Raw genomic sequence first — 16,454 nt, 5'->3', positions numbered from 1 at the left:
CTTCAGGTTATTTAACCTCGAGGGGCTGGGCGCTGGAGCTGGATTGAAATGCACTGACACTAGTTATCCACAAATCGATTATTTTATAATTTCCAAAACAATAAAAAAATGGGCATTGTCATATTGACATTGCCCATTGCACTTTATGTAGATGTAGTAAAAATTGTATTGCGAATGCTAGATAAAAGTATCCCCACTATTAATACTTTTGCTTTATTTCAATAAACTGAACCTCGTGCGGTTGAAGGGTCGTAAGTAAGGTATATTGATCCTCTACTGTTACTGATTCTATATGGATTCCTGGTTTTGCTTTTCCTTTAAGATAATTTAGCATATCTGTATCTAGATGTTGTGGTGCCCCTATATCTACCCACGCATCGTAGGAGGAACCCTGTTTTCTATTAACAAATTGTTTCTTTATTAGATAGCTTCCATTTAAACCATACAAAAGTAATTCGTGATTTTTTTTATTTTCAGTTTCAAATACGGTATAGCGACTGGTTTGATTTAATTGGGAATAGTCAAATGATCGATATAGTTGATTTGGATGACTATAATTATACAGTAAAATCTGATAATCATTCCCTTTTCTTGTCACAATGATATCATCTTCTTGATAAATCAATTCGTCTCCCAACTTACTTAGAAAATAATAGGCATGGTAGGCAGCTTTTTTTATACCATTATATGTCATAAGTCCAAACCCACCATGAAATAAAGGTTGTTCTAATTGAAACTCTTCAAATATATCTGTAAAAGTCCAAAAACCCATCCCCGACACTTTCCAATAGTTTTGAATGGAATTTTTAACAACAAACGTACCCATGTAGCAAGTATCATGTAGTAAGTCTCTACTATTTATGCTTGCATTCCATTCTGAAATCCATATTTCATCAGCGAACTGGTATGTTTTAAGTTTTTGGATCGTCTGGTCAATTTTATTAGTAAGATTATGTTCATCCCCTAACATGACACTTCCAAATTCAGAGAACTGTTCAATAGGATTTTCTGAAACGCTAACATTATCAAGCTTAGGTAGTGGTTTTTTTATTGGTTTTTTGTTGATAGAAAGGTTATAAACATGAAAACTAATAAAATCTATGTGGAGATTTTTTTTCTTCATAAAAGACTCAAAGCTTTCCAACCAGTTGCCCGCAAGTGACATAAGCCCAAATCCACCTAGTTTTATTTCAGAATCAATGCTTTTAATTTTTTTATAACTTTCTCCATACAACTCAAAAAACTCTTCTTCGGTTCCCGACCAAAAACTTCTAACCTCAGGTTCATTCCAAAATTCAAAATACCAGGTTCTTACCTCTACTAAACCGTAGCGGTTAATGATATGTTTGAAAAAAGCGTCTAACAATGCTAACCACCGTTTCATATCCTTAGGTGGGGAAACGAACGCATTCCACCAGAAAATCTTATCTTCTGTACTCGCTAGATCCTTTGGCATAAAGCCTATTTCAATAAAAGGCTTTACATTTGCTTGTAATAAATTATCTAAAAGAGAGTCAATATGATTGAAATTAAAATAATAGGTTCCATCCTGCTTCTCATTATAAACAAGAAGTTGATCGGCGAAGATTCCATGAAATCGAACATATTCAAACCCTATTTCTTCTTGGATTTGATGTAGCTGATCGGTGAAATCCCTTCTCAGAGCGTGAGGGGCATATCCGAAGGTCATTAATTTAGTAAAGGTTTGAGTAATCTTTCCTTTAGATTGCTTTAGATCAATATGATATTGTTCCCTTGCAGATATCAAGTCTTTTCTATTTTCATCATTTCTGTTGTCTTTTTTCTCTAGGTGTTTGAATAAATTCGCCAGTGATTCACGGCTATTTATATTCAGGTAATCTTTAGGAATGTTTTTTTCAATATCAATTTTATATTCCTCTCGGTATTGCATCGGTGTAATTCCGACTACTTCTTTAAATACCCTGTAATAAGCTTTGCTATCTGGGAAGCCATATTTTAGTGCTATTTCTGTAATCGTCTCATCTGTTGTTCTTAATGAAAATAATGATTTATTTAGCCTGATGCTATCTAGTTTCTTTTTGAAAGATTCCCCAACATTTAACTTAAAATATCTTGATAAATATTGTGGATTTAACGCAAACTCATCTGCAATTCCCTGTAAGCTTAATTGAGAATCCATACAGTGGTGATTCATATATTTTAGAATTTCTAACAGTCTTTGATCGCGATCTATTTCTATTTCCTTGGTTTGTGTAGGGAGTTCATAATGTTCCAATAGTATGACGATCAACTCAAGTAATAATTTCTCAATTTTTAAGTGGTACAGATTTTTGCTGTTAAGTATGAGATCCATCATGTTTGCTAATATGTATTTAATCTGATCAAGTGTGTATGTAGATTTAGTTTGCATCTCTTTTGAGTTTAAATAAAACCTTTTTTCAGAAAGATTAATATTATGTTTTTTTACATATTTATGATCAATTTGAAGAGCTAAAACATGTGTTTTTCCTACTGCAGTTTTAGAGGTAACGAAATGGAGTTCGTTCCCATTCACAAGGAACAAATCCCCTTCCTCAAGGTGAAAGCTATCCCGATTAACCCTTATCTCTAAGGAGCCATCTAGAACGAAAAGGAGTTCAAGATCCTCGTGCCAATGAAATGGAAAACGTTCAACGGTTTGTGTAAAAATTTTAATTGGCAAATCAACTTGGTAATCTATTTGCTCATATTGGTAACGGGTATCCATGTTCTTTCTCCTCCCCCGAAAATTAAATTTACTTTAGCATAATCAGAAACTGTTAACAACTAAGTAGACTAGCCATATTACAAGTGTGTAATAATTAAATAATTCAAAAAGAAGAGTTTTAATCGAAAATACTGTAAATAGGAGCTGTCATTATGACAGCTCCTATTGTTTACTGTTATATCTAATATATAATCTAATCATTATATGAAATAAACAAGCATGTATTTTTTCATTCTTTGGATTTTCAAACACATCTTATAAGATAAATTATTTATAGTTATCTACTAATAATTTATCTTATTATTAAATGTAAACATACTTTGCCTTAATCTGGCCAATTTATATTTCTCTTCAATTTTAGATTCTATCATTTTCGTAATAAACACCAAATTGCTTTCGACACTCGTCCATGATTCCCATTATTTCTAGACTATCTTTATGCTTTACTTCTTCACTTTCTAATTTTCCGAGCCTTATATCCTGAGCTACCTTATTAAATTGATAGGTATAACTACTACGATCTGTTTTATGGATTAACTTTTTTCCATTCGATGTTAGAACTGCTATGTTACCAGAAAAGAAATTAGGCACCTTTATTTTACCCTTATTTCCTATAATATTTGCCTGGACCATACTATATTTAAAGATGGAAGTTGAAATATTACTTACTGAGTCATTTATATTAATTAGTTTAATTTTATCATCACCATCTACACCATATTTATTTAATTTCGTACTGGCATTAATAGCAGATGGCTTTCCTACTAACATATGACTATATGTTATGGGGTAAACTCCTAAATCAAGTAAAGCCCCCCCTCCTAATTTAGGTTTAATAACCCTTTCTCTTCTTGGGGTCCAAACACAGAAACTAGCATCTAACTCTAAAATATCACCTATATTCCCTGCGTTAACATATTCATTTATAAATTTGGTTAATGGATTAAATTTCATCCACATTGCTTCACCTACATACAAGTTGTGTTTTGTTCCATATTCTAAAAGTATCTTTAATTCTTTTGAATTTACTGTAATTGATTTTTCAATTAAGACAGGTTTTTGGCATTTTAAAGCTAGTAATGCATTATTAAAATGTGCAGTGTGTGGTGTCGCTATGTAAACACCTTCAACCCCTTGTGCCTGTATAGCATCTTCCATCTTTTCAAACGCTAAACAATTATATCTCTTAGCAAATTTATCTGCGTTTTCTTTTTGATTGGACCAGACTGATATAATCTTATGGTCACCTGTAGCAAGTATTTGTTTAGCTGTTTTTTGTGCTATACTTCCACTTCCAATATATGCCCACCCAAATCGTTTATCCAAGGTAAAGCGCCTCCTATTTCATAACAAGTTAAATTAACTTTCGTGTTACAACTAAGTATAGACTACCTCCTTTAAATCATGAAGTAGTCTAATACGGAAAAAACCACCCCAAAGGAGTGGACGCCAAAAATGATTATTTAACTACAAGTAGATTTGACTAAGACATAGCTTAATAAATTTGCTAAATATTTCTTAAACCTTTTTTCTAAAACTAATGACTTTGAAACTTATTAAGAATAATAGATATATTAACAGTGATAACGACAAAGTTATGACTAGTATTACGATCTGACTTTTTACATCTTCACTTAAGTATCTAAAAGCAGCTATACCCACAGATCCCATAGCTATACCAGAAACAGTAACCTTTATAAAATCAGCTAAATTAATAGTAAATCCAATTAATTTTGTTATTGATAAAAAATGAAGGGCTGTCCCTAATACTACACTTGCACTAATGGCTATACATACACCAAATATTCCAAAGTCAGGATTGGAAGCCAAAACAAATATTAAAATGAGCTTAAAACTTGTAGCGACTAAATCATTGATCATTACGACATTCGCTTTTCCTAAGGCTATTAAGACTGACTGTAAAGGAGCTCGAAAATATTGTAAGAGATAAAAAGGAGTCATAACTTTTAACAGTATCCCCGCGTCCGGAGACTTGTAAATGACAGTCGTTAAAACTTCTGCAAAGCAATATAAGATAATGGTTGATGGGACTCCTACAACTAAAGATAGTTTAACGGCTTTCTGAATTCTTTTATGAATGAGTGATAGTTGGTTTCTTTCTTTCGCTTCGCTAATGGACGGAATTAAAGGAACAGACACAGAATTTGTTATAAATCCCGGCAGCATTAACAAAGGTAAAACATACCCCATAACAATTCCGTATTGTTGTGTAGCAAGTACGGTTCCAACACCAGCTAAAGCCAAACTTTGAGTAATAATAATAGGTTGAAAAACCCCTATTATTGATTGTATTAGCCCATTACCTGTTGTAGGAAGCCCCGTTTGGAGTAAATCAAAGAAAATATGTTTCCCTTTACTTATTTGGGTGATAAATGAACGCCGTAATTTAAACTGTTTTCGTTTGATCCGTTTAAACATAGATAAAAGGTAAAGAAGTGATATGGCTTCACCAATTATTCCACTTAAAACAGCCCCAGCAGCAGCATATTCGATCCCGTAAGGCAACAACAGCTTAACTATTATAAGGATACACACAATTCTCACAACCTGCTCAATAACTTGAGAAAGTGCAATAGGAGTCATATTTTGTTTACCTCTAAAGTAACCTTTAATGACTGATGAAATGGCTATTATAGGTACAATTGGTATTACAGCAAGTAGAGAATAGTAGGCTCTGGGGTCTGCTAGTAAAGTGGAAGATAAAAATTTAGCTCCCCAAAATGCTACTATCATCAAAAGTAACCCTATAATACTTGTTGTAGCTAACGAAACAACCAGTATTTTTTTTATCCGTTGGTAGTCTTTTTTTGCTTCTGCTTCCGCTACAAGTTTAGATATAGCAACAGGCAATCCAATGGTTGTTAATGTTATTAATAATCCTGTTACTGGTGTAGCCATCATAATCAGTCCTACACCTTCCGGACCAATAACATTTGCCATGACTATTCCATTGAGGAATCCTAGTATTTTTGTAAAAAATGCTGCTACAGTTAGAATTATTGTACCTTGTATAAGGCTTTGCTTTGCCACATAAACTCACCCTTTAACTTGTCCATTTCCAATGTATATGTAGTTAAAAGGTGGATAATGTATTGTTTAATCAATACAACGGGTGAAAAGATAATATTCCTTCTCCTCTTTCTACTGTATACATTTTAATAAGTGTTGCATCTATGGATTGAGTTATGGGAATATCATGTTTGTCCTTTAACGATGAATGGGATGATCCTCCTGATCCTTTTCTCTTACATGGAAGTCTCTGTAAAAAAAAAGAAAACATAGGGAGATTTTAGTCTTCCTATGTTTTCATTCATATTATTGATCTGTTTGTTTTTGCTTTTTTTTCAAATACTCCGCACGAATTTTTTCAAGTTGTTGCTTTTTATCAAACTTGGCAGGCGTCTGTTTTTCATGAAATTTTGTCACAGCCACCTGACCTTTGCTATCCAATTGATATTTCCCCACTTTGTTCACCTACTTTTCTTGTCTTTAAGAAGAAATAATTCAATACATATAATATACCTTATGATGTACGTATAATACGAATCATTCCTCACATTCTTACTCCAGTCATCCACAAGATTTTTTAAGAAATTTACATTATCTTCACACAAAACTAACATAGTTAGCTTATAATTACATTAAAACTAATGCCGTTAGTTTTAAGTCAACTCTACAATAGGGAGAGAGAAAAATGAATCATTTAAAGACTGTTTCGGCGTTGAAACAAACGATTAACGAACCGAAATCAATGGGAGCTTTTCATCAAATTGCCGTGATTGCACTCTTGTTTTCAGGCATTTTATTCTTTTTGTATCCTACACTTCGACCATTTTCAGATGAGACAACATTGCAGGGGGCTGCAGCTTTTGCATCATTGTCCTGGTTACTTTCTCATGTACTCGGAATTATCGCTTTTATGTTATTACCAGTTGGGTTGCTCGGATTATATGACATTATCGAAAACAAAAATGCGCAAAAGACTGCGTTCTATGGGTTCCTTTTTTGCTATGTGGGAATGGGATGTACGTTGCCGTTTTACGGTGCAGAGGTGTTCGCGCTTGATGTAATTGGTCAGGAAGCACTTAATCAAAATAGAGATAGCGTGCTAGAACTAGCAAATGCGATCCGATTTGGTCCAGGGTTTCTTATGATTCTGATTGGGCTCACGTTACTTGCAATCGGTTCAGCCTTGGTTGCGATTTCAATTTGGAGATCCGGAACCATGACAAAATGGGCTGGTATCCCGCTCGCGCTTGGATTTATATTATACCTTCCCCAATATGTAGCCACCCAGCCACTCAGAATAATACACGGACTTGTCATAGCAATAGGCTGTATATGGATTGCGCTGGTAATTTGGAAACATCGTTATAAGGAGAGAGCTTGAGAGAGCATTTGTAATGGTCGGTTTATTAGTTTTCTTATAGTGGCAATAACATACCTAACTTCTTCGTTCATGCTCCTAACGAGCCTGTTTAGGTATCAACCTAAGTTATTTACATTTAATCCTTGGTATCACCACTATTCTTTTGTAAAGATGTAATTGGTTGTTGAAGTCGATCATTATTTTGCAGAGCAGAAATAAGTAAAAACAGACAGCAGGAAATTATAAAGACGATTACGCTAAACGTAATCGTCTCTTTCCTGAACACTTTATAAAAAGTGTTCTTGTACTAGCGAAGTATCATATTAGTTGGAAAAGTACTGCTAACTATACAAAAGTTAGTGGCTCCCGTTATTGTTGATCGTACTTAGCACGTTCCTTAGCGATCAGTTTCGCTTGCTTCTCCATACGCTTATCGTCCTTCTTATCCTTTACGACTAATACCGCATGAATAGCTCCAGGAAGCCAGAAGAAACATGTTAATATAAGATTAAGTAACGCCTGAAACGGTCTACCTGCAAACAGAACCGCAACTGGAGGCAACACTATCGCTAGAAGATACATCATACGAAACACGCTCCTATAACTGTAATTTATCCCACTATTTTAACATGCTTTTTAACTTATTCCTAAGCACATATTAGCCATAAATTGAAATTACAAAAGGAGACTCGTCATCAATATAGCCATAGCCATGAGAATTTCTCGACTATTACAGGGAATTTACATAAGAATCTTACATAATCATCAAAAAGTATCGGTAAAAGGCGTTGTTGTTATAATCTGTATCACAAGAACTTAACAACATTCTTCTTCGACACATGTTACAGTAATATGTAATTTTTTTTAATATGCAACATTTAGTTCCTAGTCGAGTTCGGGAGGGAAGTTACTTTTCCTTCTCCCTATTTAACAAGGCATTTACCTCAGGTCTTTCCCGTGGTGTAATATTCATAATGAAATAGCCAATAATGAGCACCAATATCACAAGTGAATTAATTAACGTGTCTATGGGGTTATCATAATCAACAATGATTAATCTAACCATTGCCGTAATACCAATATACAAAAAGTATCTTAATGGAAAATGGTAATCCTCTTTGAAGTATTTTACGATCATTGCAATAAACTCAAAGTATAGGAAAAAAATAAGAATTCTTGCTAGAAATTCTTTATAATCATTAACACCATCCGTCCATAATATGTAAGAGAAAGTGAACAACTCTTGTACTAATAAAAATGAGAGAATTACTGCTAAGAAAAGAAGAGACACATTTAAAACGATTTGAAAAAACTTCGGAGCCATTTTTAATACGTATGTAAACTTTTTTCTCATTTTAACACCCTTTCCTCTTTATTATAATAAACATAGCCTTTAAACAGGATTCATATCAATGGTATATTTAGCGGTAACTGGTTCCCAAATTCTTTTAAAACGAAACTCGTTTGGATAGACCTTTCAAGAGTGACCCAAAAATGAAGAAAAATGCTGCATAGTATTTAATCTACTACGCTAATTTAATTGCAACATGGAACTATTGCAGGCTAGTGCAATGTTCCACTATAAAGTTAGAGTAGAGGGTATCATAGAATGAATTAATTGTTCCAATACTAGGTAAGAGGCTAAAGCAATTAGCTACCTAAAATGGAATGGAGTTATGTTATGGGAATTGTTTTTATAGGCATTGCATCAATCCTATTGTACGGAGCACTCGTATCCTACATTGGGTGGGCCGGTTGGAATTTGTTTCAGCCTACAGAAAGTCCCTATAAACGTATTATCAAAATACTATATATTATTACGCTGACGATTGTCTCAACCTCTTTCATTGTAGGGCGGATTTTCGGTTTTGTCTTGTTTGATATTTTAGGTGCTTATTGGATGGCATTATTCTATTTATTGATTATTCTACTTCCATTGGCTCATCTAAGCGGCTGGTTACTGCGGCTTACCCGAATCCCACACCAACTTGTAAAGAATTGGACAGGAATTGTAACTTTTTTACTCCTACTAGGTTTGGTAAGTTATGGCTCTTACAATGCCTACAATCCAAAAGTGAACAGCTACGAAATGAATATTGCAGCTTCTGCGGGTGAACTAAATGAGCTTACTATTGTCATAGCATCTGACATGCACTTTGGTTTATTATCAAACAGGGACCATGCTGAACGTCTTGTAAAGGAAATCAACATACTTCAACCTGATATTGTGCTATTCCCTGGGGATCTTTTCGATGATAATATTGAACAGTATATTCAGCAAGGTATAGACAAAGTAATGGTCGGTATTCAATCCACATACGGTGTGTATGCTTCGTTAGGCAACCATGATAGGCATGATGGCACGATGGAACAACTGATTAACGTACTAGAAGATAGTGATATTCAGGTTCTGTATGATGAGACGTTGTTGGTTGAGGATAGCTTTACACTGATAGGACGAAAGGATCTTACAGACCGTAATAGACTCCCGGTTTCTGAACTTGTGAAAGGTATCGATTTATCAAAACCAGTTATTATGCTTGACCACCAGCCATATGAACTCGATATTGCACAGCAAAACGGTATCGACTTATTAGTCTCAGGCCATACGCACCACGGACAGGTGGTTCCAGGTAACCTAATCACCGATAAAATATACGAAGTTGACTGGGGCTACTTGAAAAAAGAGCAACTACATACGTTGGTGTCCTCTGGGTATGGCTTCTGGGGACCTCCAGTTCGCATTGGATCACGTTCCGAAATTATCCAGGTTAAGGCAACATTTACTCAAGGAAGCTAGGTTATGAAAAGCAATAGTGATTTGTTGATTGAAAGGAAGCCACTCGACTCCCTCGGGAAGTAGTGGAATGGTTGATGCCTCGGTTTTTAAAAGGAAGTATGAAAACATTAAAAAACTGCAAATAAAGATGAACTCTCTTCTCTATTTGCAGGATCAATTACACGTACTATAGTTATAAATTCCATTGAAATAATGATACTTCTCACCGTAGTTTAACGCTATAGTGTCTCATTGATTTTGGTATTCCCTTAAGCTCAAGCACCCCACTATATATTAAATGGCGAATCCTATACTCTAAATAGTAAGCATTAATTAGACTGTTGATGTCAGTTAGAATCTCACCGATCAACATTCCTACCTTAATAAAGTCCTTTCTTTCCTGTTCATCATGAAGCATTTTAATGGTATTTAATATCAGTAGATCATAATGATTTTCATCGACACCTATTATTTTTTTATTCTTCCATAAATGCAAGGTTCCCTTTGTTTGTGATAAGGATTTCCATTCGATATGAAATTGAGTTCGTTCCTGTTCAGATAAAGGATGCTTTTCCTTATTTTTTTCAAATAGAGATCTTATATCCTTCGGTTCGATTTGACTTGTATGGAATATTTCCGGACAACCAACATTGGGAATTATGTATTTTTTATAGAGTTCAGTAGAGTTCAAAATAATCATTTCATTTGTTTTGCCCCGCAATATATATAGAAGAAACCGCAATCCAATTTGTTCATCTGCATTATCTCCATACCATAAGTAGATTGGAACTTGATGAGGAATATCTTCTATCTCGCGCAATATATTGAAAAATTTATTTTCATACTCATTGTCATCTTGTTCATAGTTGATGTGTTCGTATATCCATTCATTGCGAAATGTTTGTCCTACATTTTCATCCAACTTCCACAATGGTCCAATAGAAAGTGAGTCTGGTAAACCAATCACTTGCTTAGGTATTTCTAATCCTACTCTTAAAGTACCTGCTGCTGATTCTGAGGCAACAATATGTACAGCACCAGTCTTGTATACTACATCATCTGAAGATTCTGTAACAATATGTAATTTACGGTATTTTTGAATGTGTTTATTAGTTTCTTCAACCATCATGTTTAAATAATCTTGATTTAAAAAATAGCCTCTACCTTCAAGTGCTTTGTTTTCCTCGTGGTTAAAAGCATTGAATTCATCTTCATGGTCTAGCTCAAATGTTTGCCACTCTCCATTTTCAGTCATATCCGAAACAGTTAAATAATCTAGCGTTACAATTTTATACACGTAAACTACATTAGGTTCCACAAAAAAATAGATAAATGGGAAATTGGCTTTAGTTCTAATTACGCACACCTCCGTTTTACTAAATATTACCAACCACTACTACAAGCTATGAAATTTCACAAGCGTGAAAATAGACACCAAGTTGAACAGAGCAAGTACCTCACAAAATGTGGTCATGATTCCTTCATATAGGCTTGCAATTGTTTTAATTGACTGTCATTTGGATGATTTCTTATTAGAAGAGCTAACAGGTCAATCTTTATTTCATGATATGTCATTAAATCACTCTCTAATAAAGTGATATATCCTTCAGGGTTTTGGTATCCTTCTAGCTGGCTAAGAGCTTGTAACCACTTCATTCCATACTCCCCACCACCATTAACACCTTGCTCATAAATGCCTGCATACTCAAGTGCCTTATCTATGTCTTTTAATAAGTATAACTCTGATAGAAGCCTATAGTTTCTTACACCTGAATAATCATGATCTTTAATTTTCTCTAATAATTGAATGGCATCATCGAACTTACGCTGCTTTATATATAGATGTGGAAGAAAATCATATTGATCAAGTATTTCGGAATCCAAACTGTATGCTTCCAGAATTAATCTTTCTGCCTCTGCATAATCCTTGGTCTGTGAAGCCGCAAATGATGCTTCTTGAAGCGATTGAACCTTTTCCTTTCTATTCATAAATGTCTCTTCAAATTCAACAATTGTCAGTCCTGTAACAGCTGTAAAGCCTTCATAAAAGTCTTGATGTTTTGATTGTAGTAAGAGGTTCTGAAGTACTTGTGGCCCATGCTCTAACACAAGCTCCCGAACAGCAAAATAACTTTGAAGATAGGGATCGTAATCCTTTCTAGCTTGATGAAAATTAGTGCTAGTATCTAACTCACGAAAACTAGTCTTTGTAAAACTAATATCTACTTGCCCATCCTTCGCCACGAGATTAGCTATTCCTTCTGTAAACCATAAAGGAATGTTAAAGCTGCTAATATTATTTTGCTTTAAAAACATATCGTATGCATAATGGGTGTATTCATGCTTTATTAATTCTTCATATTGATAGTCAGCACTATATTGCTTTTTACTAACAACATGAATGGATCTATTACTGCGCTGATAGTATCCGCCTATTTCCTCAAGGGATGTATATTTAGCTAGAGTATGTATATCAGGATAGATAAAAATGGTTAATGGCTCATAAGAAAAATCCCCTAAGTATGTTTCTACTTTTTCCCTTGTTTTTGGATAAAGGGCTTTAATAAACTGAACCGTTTCCTCATCGCCCGCTTGGTATTGGAATGTAATCTCACGAAACTGTTCTTTTTTTAAATCGTCCATATAACCTAGTGGTATAAAAAGATTAACAGCTATCCTAGTTTTCCCCACTAATCCTAGGTTCGCTGCTTTATGCTCTATCTCTATATAGGTGTTAATCAACACTAATACAGTCGTATACAAAAAGAAGAAGACCGTTAACATCATTACAAGCAGAGAGCCAGCCCGACCCTTCCAAAATAGAAAGGAACACTTCCCACTAACAAGTAAAATGAATGAATAGAAAAATAGACTAATATATACTATACCACCCACCACACCAAGTATGATCCCCTGCATGCCATCCAATATAAAGATGATCCCGGTTAATAGACAGAATGTAAGTGTTGAAACTAACATTGTAAGTACTAGCTTTGCACCTAATTTCATTTTACCTCTCCAAAGTCTTTTTCTACTATAATACCACATATTTCCTTGAATTTTCCGAATCATTCGTCATTTAAATAGTATATTAGGAGGTTCACCACAACCCTTCCAACTCATAAAATATTACATATACATTTCTAAACTAGTTTTTATTGTAAGTATAAAAATCAATAAAAAAACTACAAATTAAGATGATTTTTATCGTCTTAATTTGTAGTTTTCAACTAGAATCCTAACTATTACGAATCGCTGCTCCCAAACACTTGGTAATCCAAAAAACATCTTTTAGTTATGTTCAACCGTGATGACAACATTACCCTTTTTGTGTCCTTTCTCTACATATCTGTGAGCTTCTACAACCTGGTCTAACATATACACCCTATCAATAACCGGTTTTATTTTCTCTGCCTTTACCAACTCTTTAAGGAACAACAAGTCTTCTAATTTTTCCTTTGTCGGCGATTTTACAGAGATATAAGTTCCATTCTTCACTAAGATATCTTTACATATAGACTTAGATATCTTTCCTACAGCATCAAAAATAATATCATAGTCAGTTGTTGTTCTTTCTGTAAATACTTCCGTAGTATAATCTATCACTTCATCTGCTCCTATAGATCTTACTAGATCTATATTATTTGTACTACATACAGCGGTTATTTTAGCTCCATAGTACTTAGCAAGTTGAACTGCATATGAACCTACCGATCCTGATGCGCCATATATAAGAACCTTCTGATCTTTTTTTATATTTCCTTTTCGTAATAGATACAGTGCTGTCATGCCCCCAACTGGAATGACAGCAGCTTCTGAGTAAGTAACGTTCTCAGGCTTTTTGGTGACAACCCCTGTCTTAGATTTTTCCGGAACACATACATATTGGGCATTACCACCAAATCTTAATCCAGTCGCAGTGCCAAATACTTGATCGCTCTTTTTAAAATCCTTAACATTTTCACCAACATCTTCAACCTCGCCAGCAAACTCAACTCCAGGTATCTGCATGGCCTTAAATCCAAACATTAACCCAATAGGGAATAGAATAAAGCGCGGAATCTTACGTAACATGACATCTCCTCTTGTAACAGAAGAGGCATACACTTTGACACAAATTTCATCTGGTTTTGGAGTAGGTTTATTAATTTCTTTCAATTTCAATACATCCGGTGGACCTGATTTTTTGCATACGATTACTTTCATGTATTTGCTCCCTCTGTTATTGTTATTGAATCATCATTATAAATAACAGGAATTTTCCCTTTTAAAAAGGGCACTTCTAATAGGTGAAGAAAATACAGAATACTTGCTTACTTCATCTATAAATAAAGGTACTATTCAAATCATATTACATAGAAAATAAGAAAATTCTTCTATGTAATAAAATAAGGTTCCCCATCTTGAGGCACCCACATTAAGACAACCTATAATAACCCAAGAAAATGGTCAGAGGAACATATATCAAACTTGGTCTGTTGCGCAGTAAGAGTCGTGGATGTTTGATATTATCCAATAAAAAATGGGACCACAATGTAGTCCCTTATCCATATCATCAATTACAGCAGGTGTGAACATTATTCTAACTATATTATAACATTATTATATACATAAATTATCCGTTAGCATTCACACAATACTTAATTATAATCTGTTTACTTAATGATTACTGAATCTTAATTTTGTTTTCTATTAAATACTCTATAGTCATTTTTAATATTTGAGGATAATTTTTTGAGAAGAATTCTCTAGGAGGCATTGTAGAATCACTTTGGTAGGAGCTTTTAAGTTTTGAAATGAATGGAGTCTTTACTTTATCTGGAATAATCAGGGGGTCAATAACGGAAAAATATCCGCCATCAGCTAAGGGGAGTATAATCCCTGCAAGCATGTCACAGCTAGTTGGTTGGTTGAACGTATCCTGGGGTACATATACTATCTTGTACTCTCGGTGATCACAAATATCCACCAAGCAAAAAAACCTCTTTGATGCTATTTCTTCTATAACAAAGAAACTAGGGATTGCATCTTGCCACTTTAAAAGAGTACTTTTAAGATGAGGTTTCTTTTTAAATTTCCATTGATTTTGTTGTAAAAACAGCTGGTAAATTGTTTTGTTGTTAGAAATAGTTCCACTTGAACAAAAAACCATCCACCAAAAATAATATGGATATAAATATTCTCTTTCTTCCTCACTTATTGGAAACTGGTTGAAAAAGTGATCTAATTTTGATGAGATTGTTTTTTCGAATTTTTCAAATGAGAAATATGTCAAATCTTCTATAATCCCCCATAGTTGATCGTTAACATTTTCAGAGAAGTGGACAACTTTCTTAGATTTATTCGCATTCAATAAAAAATCTACCTTCCTAAATGGATTTACCAAATAATTACTATGCAGGATCAGTGAAATAAACTGTACAATACGGTAACATATTAAAGTGTGCATAGACAATTCCTTTTTCACTTATCCTAACCAAATAGATCCTCACCCGTTACATATCCTCCCTTAAACTCAATTCATACTCAGAAATATTTTTTCTGTTTACATACCCTTTAAAAGATTGAATTCTTTAATAGATTACATGATTTACCACTCCTTCCTATGTTAAATATATTTAATGATTATTGATGAACTAGTAGATAATAAGAAAAGTGATAAAAGAGTAAGTAAACTTGAAATATCAATTGGAGGAAGATTAAAAAAACTAGAATAATTAATCAGAGAAGAAAAATCTGGTTACAGGATAGAGGTTTGTGGGGTTTTCTATATAATAGTTCCATAATAATTAAAAATTGTCAATAGTCAGATTTTTTATTAGGCAATCTTCCCGCTACCTCCAGAACTATCGACCACAAACGTCGTTCTTATAGTAAGTATGTTGAGTTACACACTTGTAACAAAATAGGATAAATAAAATTGAGGTTTTTTTGAGAGTTTTCGTTCTGCTTATTTATTCTCTTGCATTACTTTTTCCCTCTCGAAGCCTAAATATCGAGTCCCTTGAAAGTTTAATATTCCTATGTCATTTTCAGAAAGTAAACCATACTCTTTACCAGAAACATGAAACTCCAAACGGTCACCACTTTCGAACTCGAACGTAACAAAATATCTTGTATGTGTGCTTGTAGAATGGTGGTGATGGTTGTCTTGATGATGATGCATATTCGAACTTCTGGAGACATCTGCTCGTTTTGATTTAACTATAGCCGACACCCTTAGTTTCGGAGACTGCTCATTTTTGTGCCACTGACCAATCCCTTTAAAAACTGAAAATATTATACTACCGATAACAAACACAAAAATAATTGCAATAAAAATAGGGACGATTTGAAACATAAGATCACCCATAAGAAACGAACCTGGCATGTAACCACTCCTTCTATTACATCTTTTCATCATATACGAGTAAGAATATTAAAAGTTTCATAGTATAGATATTTGCAACTGCTAAATTTTATAGAAATGTCAATATCCAAAATCCAACCACAAATAAAATAACAGTAAAAGTAATACTGAACAATATTTGCAATAGCACTTGCTTAAATTTCTTATC

13 protein-coding genes are annotated in these 16,454 nt (G+C 34.0%); 2 read left to right on the top strand and 11 right to left on the bottom strand.

Annotation, left to right across the window (positions count from 1 at the left end; translation table 11 throughout):
* Nucleotides 1-199: 199 nt before the first annotated feature.
* The 4 genes from M1D60_RS08620 to M1D60_RS08605 form a co-directional block, all read right to left on the bottom strand.
* Nucleotides 200-2,728 (bottom strand): GH39 family glycosyl hydrolase, encoded by a 2,529-nt coding sequence (locus M1D60_RS08620; protein ID WP_456278751.1) that lies wholly within the window; start codon nt 2,726-2,728, stop codon nt 200-202.
* Nucleotides 2,729-3,085: 357 nt separating this feature from the next.
* The gene (locus M1D60_RS08615) at nt 3,086-4,054 is read right to left on the bottom strand and encodes a Gfo/Idh/MocA family protein (RefSeq protein ID WP_456278750.1); all 969 of its coding nucleotides are present in this window, start codon (nt 4,052-4,054) and stop codon (nt 3,086-3,088) included.
* A 192-nt stretch (nt 4,055-4,246) separates the two neighbouring features.
* Nucleotides 4,247-5,779, bottom strand: coding sequence for a stage V sporulation protein B (gene spoVB, locus M1D60_RS08610; protein WP_456278749.1), 1,533 nt, complete (start codon nt 5,777-5,779; stop codon nt 4,247-4,249).
* A gap of 285 nt (nt 5,780-6,064) precedes the next feature.
* A complete protein-coding gene (locus tag M1D60_RS08605; protein WP_456278748.1) occupies nt 6,065-6,214 on the bottom strand; it encodes a hypothetical protein in 150 nt (49 codons plus the stop codon).
* A gap of 229 nt (nt 6,215-6,443) precedes the next feature.
* On the opposite strand from M1D60_RS08605, the gene M1D60_RS08600 reads away from it, so the two are divergent.
* On the top strand, nt 6,444-7,139 hold the full coding sequence (locus M1D60_RS08600; protein WP_456278747.1) for a hypothetical protein: 696 nt from the start codon (nt 6,444-6,446) through the stop codon (nt 7,137-7,139).
* Between the two features lie 348 nt (nt 7,140-7,487).
* On the opposite strand, the gene M1D60_RS08595 is transcribed toward M1D60_RS08600, so the two are convergent.
* Together M1D60_RS08595 and psiE are read right to left on the bottom strand one after the other, a co-directional pair.
* On the bottom strand, nt 7,488-7,703 hold the full coding sequence (locus tag M1D60_RS08595; protein ID WP_456278746.1) for a YqaE/Pmp3 family membrane protein: 216 nt from the start codon (nt 7,701-7,703) through the stop codon (nt 7,488-7,490).
* Nucleotides 7,704-8,025: 322 nt separating this feature from the next.
* Nucleotides 8,026-8,472, bottom strand: a complete 447-nt coding sequence (gene psiE, locus M1D60_RS08590) for a phosphate-starvation-inducible protein PsiE (protein WP_456278745.1) — start codon at nt 8,470-8,472, stop codon at nt 8,026-8,028.
* 327 nt (nt 8,473-8,799) lie between these two features.
* Here psiE and M1D60_RS08585 point away from each other — a divergent pair, with 327 nt between their 5' ends.
* The gene (locus M1D60_RS08585) at nt 8,800-9,918 is read left to right on the top strand and encodes a metallophosphoesterase (protein ID WP_456278744.1); all 1,119 of its coding nucleotides are present in this window, start codon (nt 8,800-8,802) and stop codon (nt 9,916-9,918) included.
* Between the two features lie 202 nt (nt 9,919-10,120).
* Here M1D60_RS08585 and M1D60_RS08580 read toward each other — a convergent pair whose 3' ends face one another.
* From M1D60_RS08580 to M1D60_RS08560, 5 genes are all read right to left on the bottom strand, one after another.
* Nucleotides 10,121-11,194: a DUF1835 domain-containing protein gene (locus M1D60_RS08580; RefSeq protein ID WP_456278743.1), complete on the bottom strand. Its 1,074-nt coding sequence runs from the start codon at nt 11,192-11,194 to the stop codon at nt 10,121-10,123.
* Between the two features lie 173 nt (nt 11,195-11,367).
* Nucleotides 11,368-12,906 (bottom strand): tetratricopeptide repeat protein, encoded by a 1,539-nt coding sequence (locus M1D60_RS08575; RefSeq protein ID WP_456278742.1) that lies wholly within the window; start codon nt 12,904-12,906, stop codon nt 11,368-11,370.
* A 282-nt stretch (nt 12,907-13,188) separates the two neighbouring features.
* A complete protein-coding gene (locus M1D60_RS08570; RefSeq protein WP_456278741.1) occupies nt 13,189-14,103 on the bottom strand; it encodes an NAD(P)-dependent alcohol dehydrogenase in 915 nt (304 codons plus the stop codon).
* A 460-nt stretch (nt 14,104-14,563) separates the two neighbouring features.
* A complete protein-coding gene (locus M1D60_RS08565; protein WP_456278740.1) occupies nt 14,564-15,250 on the bottom strand; it encodes a hypothetical protein in 687 nt (228 codons plus the stop codon).
* Between the two features lie 597 nt (nt 15,251-15,847).
* Nucleotides 15,848-16,267: a DUF2500 domain-containing protein gene (locus tag M1D60_RS08560; RefSeq protein WP_456278738.1), complete on the bottom strand. Its 420-nt coding sequence runs from the start codon at nt 16,265-16,267 to the stop codon at nt 15,848-15,850.
* Between the last annotated feature and the right edge of the window lie 187 nt (nt 16,268-16,454).

The organism is Bacillus sp. AK128 (genome assembly GCF_053903075.1).
This window is presented reverse-complemented; position numbering and strand designations above follow the sequence as displayed.

Bases quoted from the DNA above. Each gene is read 5' to 3' on its own strand.
- M1D60_RS08620 (WP_456278751.1), bottom strand. From the start codon at position 2,728: ATGGATACCCGTTACCAATATGAGCAAATAGATTACCAAGTTGATTTG.
- M1D60_RS08600 (WP_456278747.1), top strand. From the start codon at position 6,444: ATGAATCATTTAAAGACTGTTTCGGCGTTGAAACAAACGATTAACGAA.
- M1D60_RS08595 (WP_456278746.1), bottom strand. From the start codon at position 7,703: ATGATGTATCTTCTAGCGATAGTGTTGCCTCCAGTTGCGGTTCTGTTT.
- psiE (WP_456278745.1), bottom strand. From the start codon at position 8,472: ATGAGAAAAAAGTTTACATACGTATTAAAAATGGCTCCGAAGTTTTTT.
- M1D60_RS08585 (WP_456278744.1), top strand. From the start codon at position 8,800: ATGGGAATTGTTTTTATAGGCATTGCATCAATCCTATTGTACGGAGCA.
- M1D60_RS08575 (WP_456278742.1), bottom strand. From the start codon at position 12,906: ATGAAATTAGGTGCAAAGCTAGTACTTACAATGTTAGTTTCAACACTT.
- M1D60_RS08570 (WP_456278741.1), bottom strand. From the start codon at position 14,103: ATGAAAGTAATCGTATGCAAAAAATCAGGTCCACCGGATGTATTGAAA.
- M1D60_RS08560 (WP_456278738.1), bottom strand. From the start codon at position 16,267: ATGCCAGGTTCGTTTCTTATGGGTGATCTTATGTTTCAAATCGTCCCT.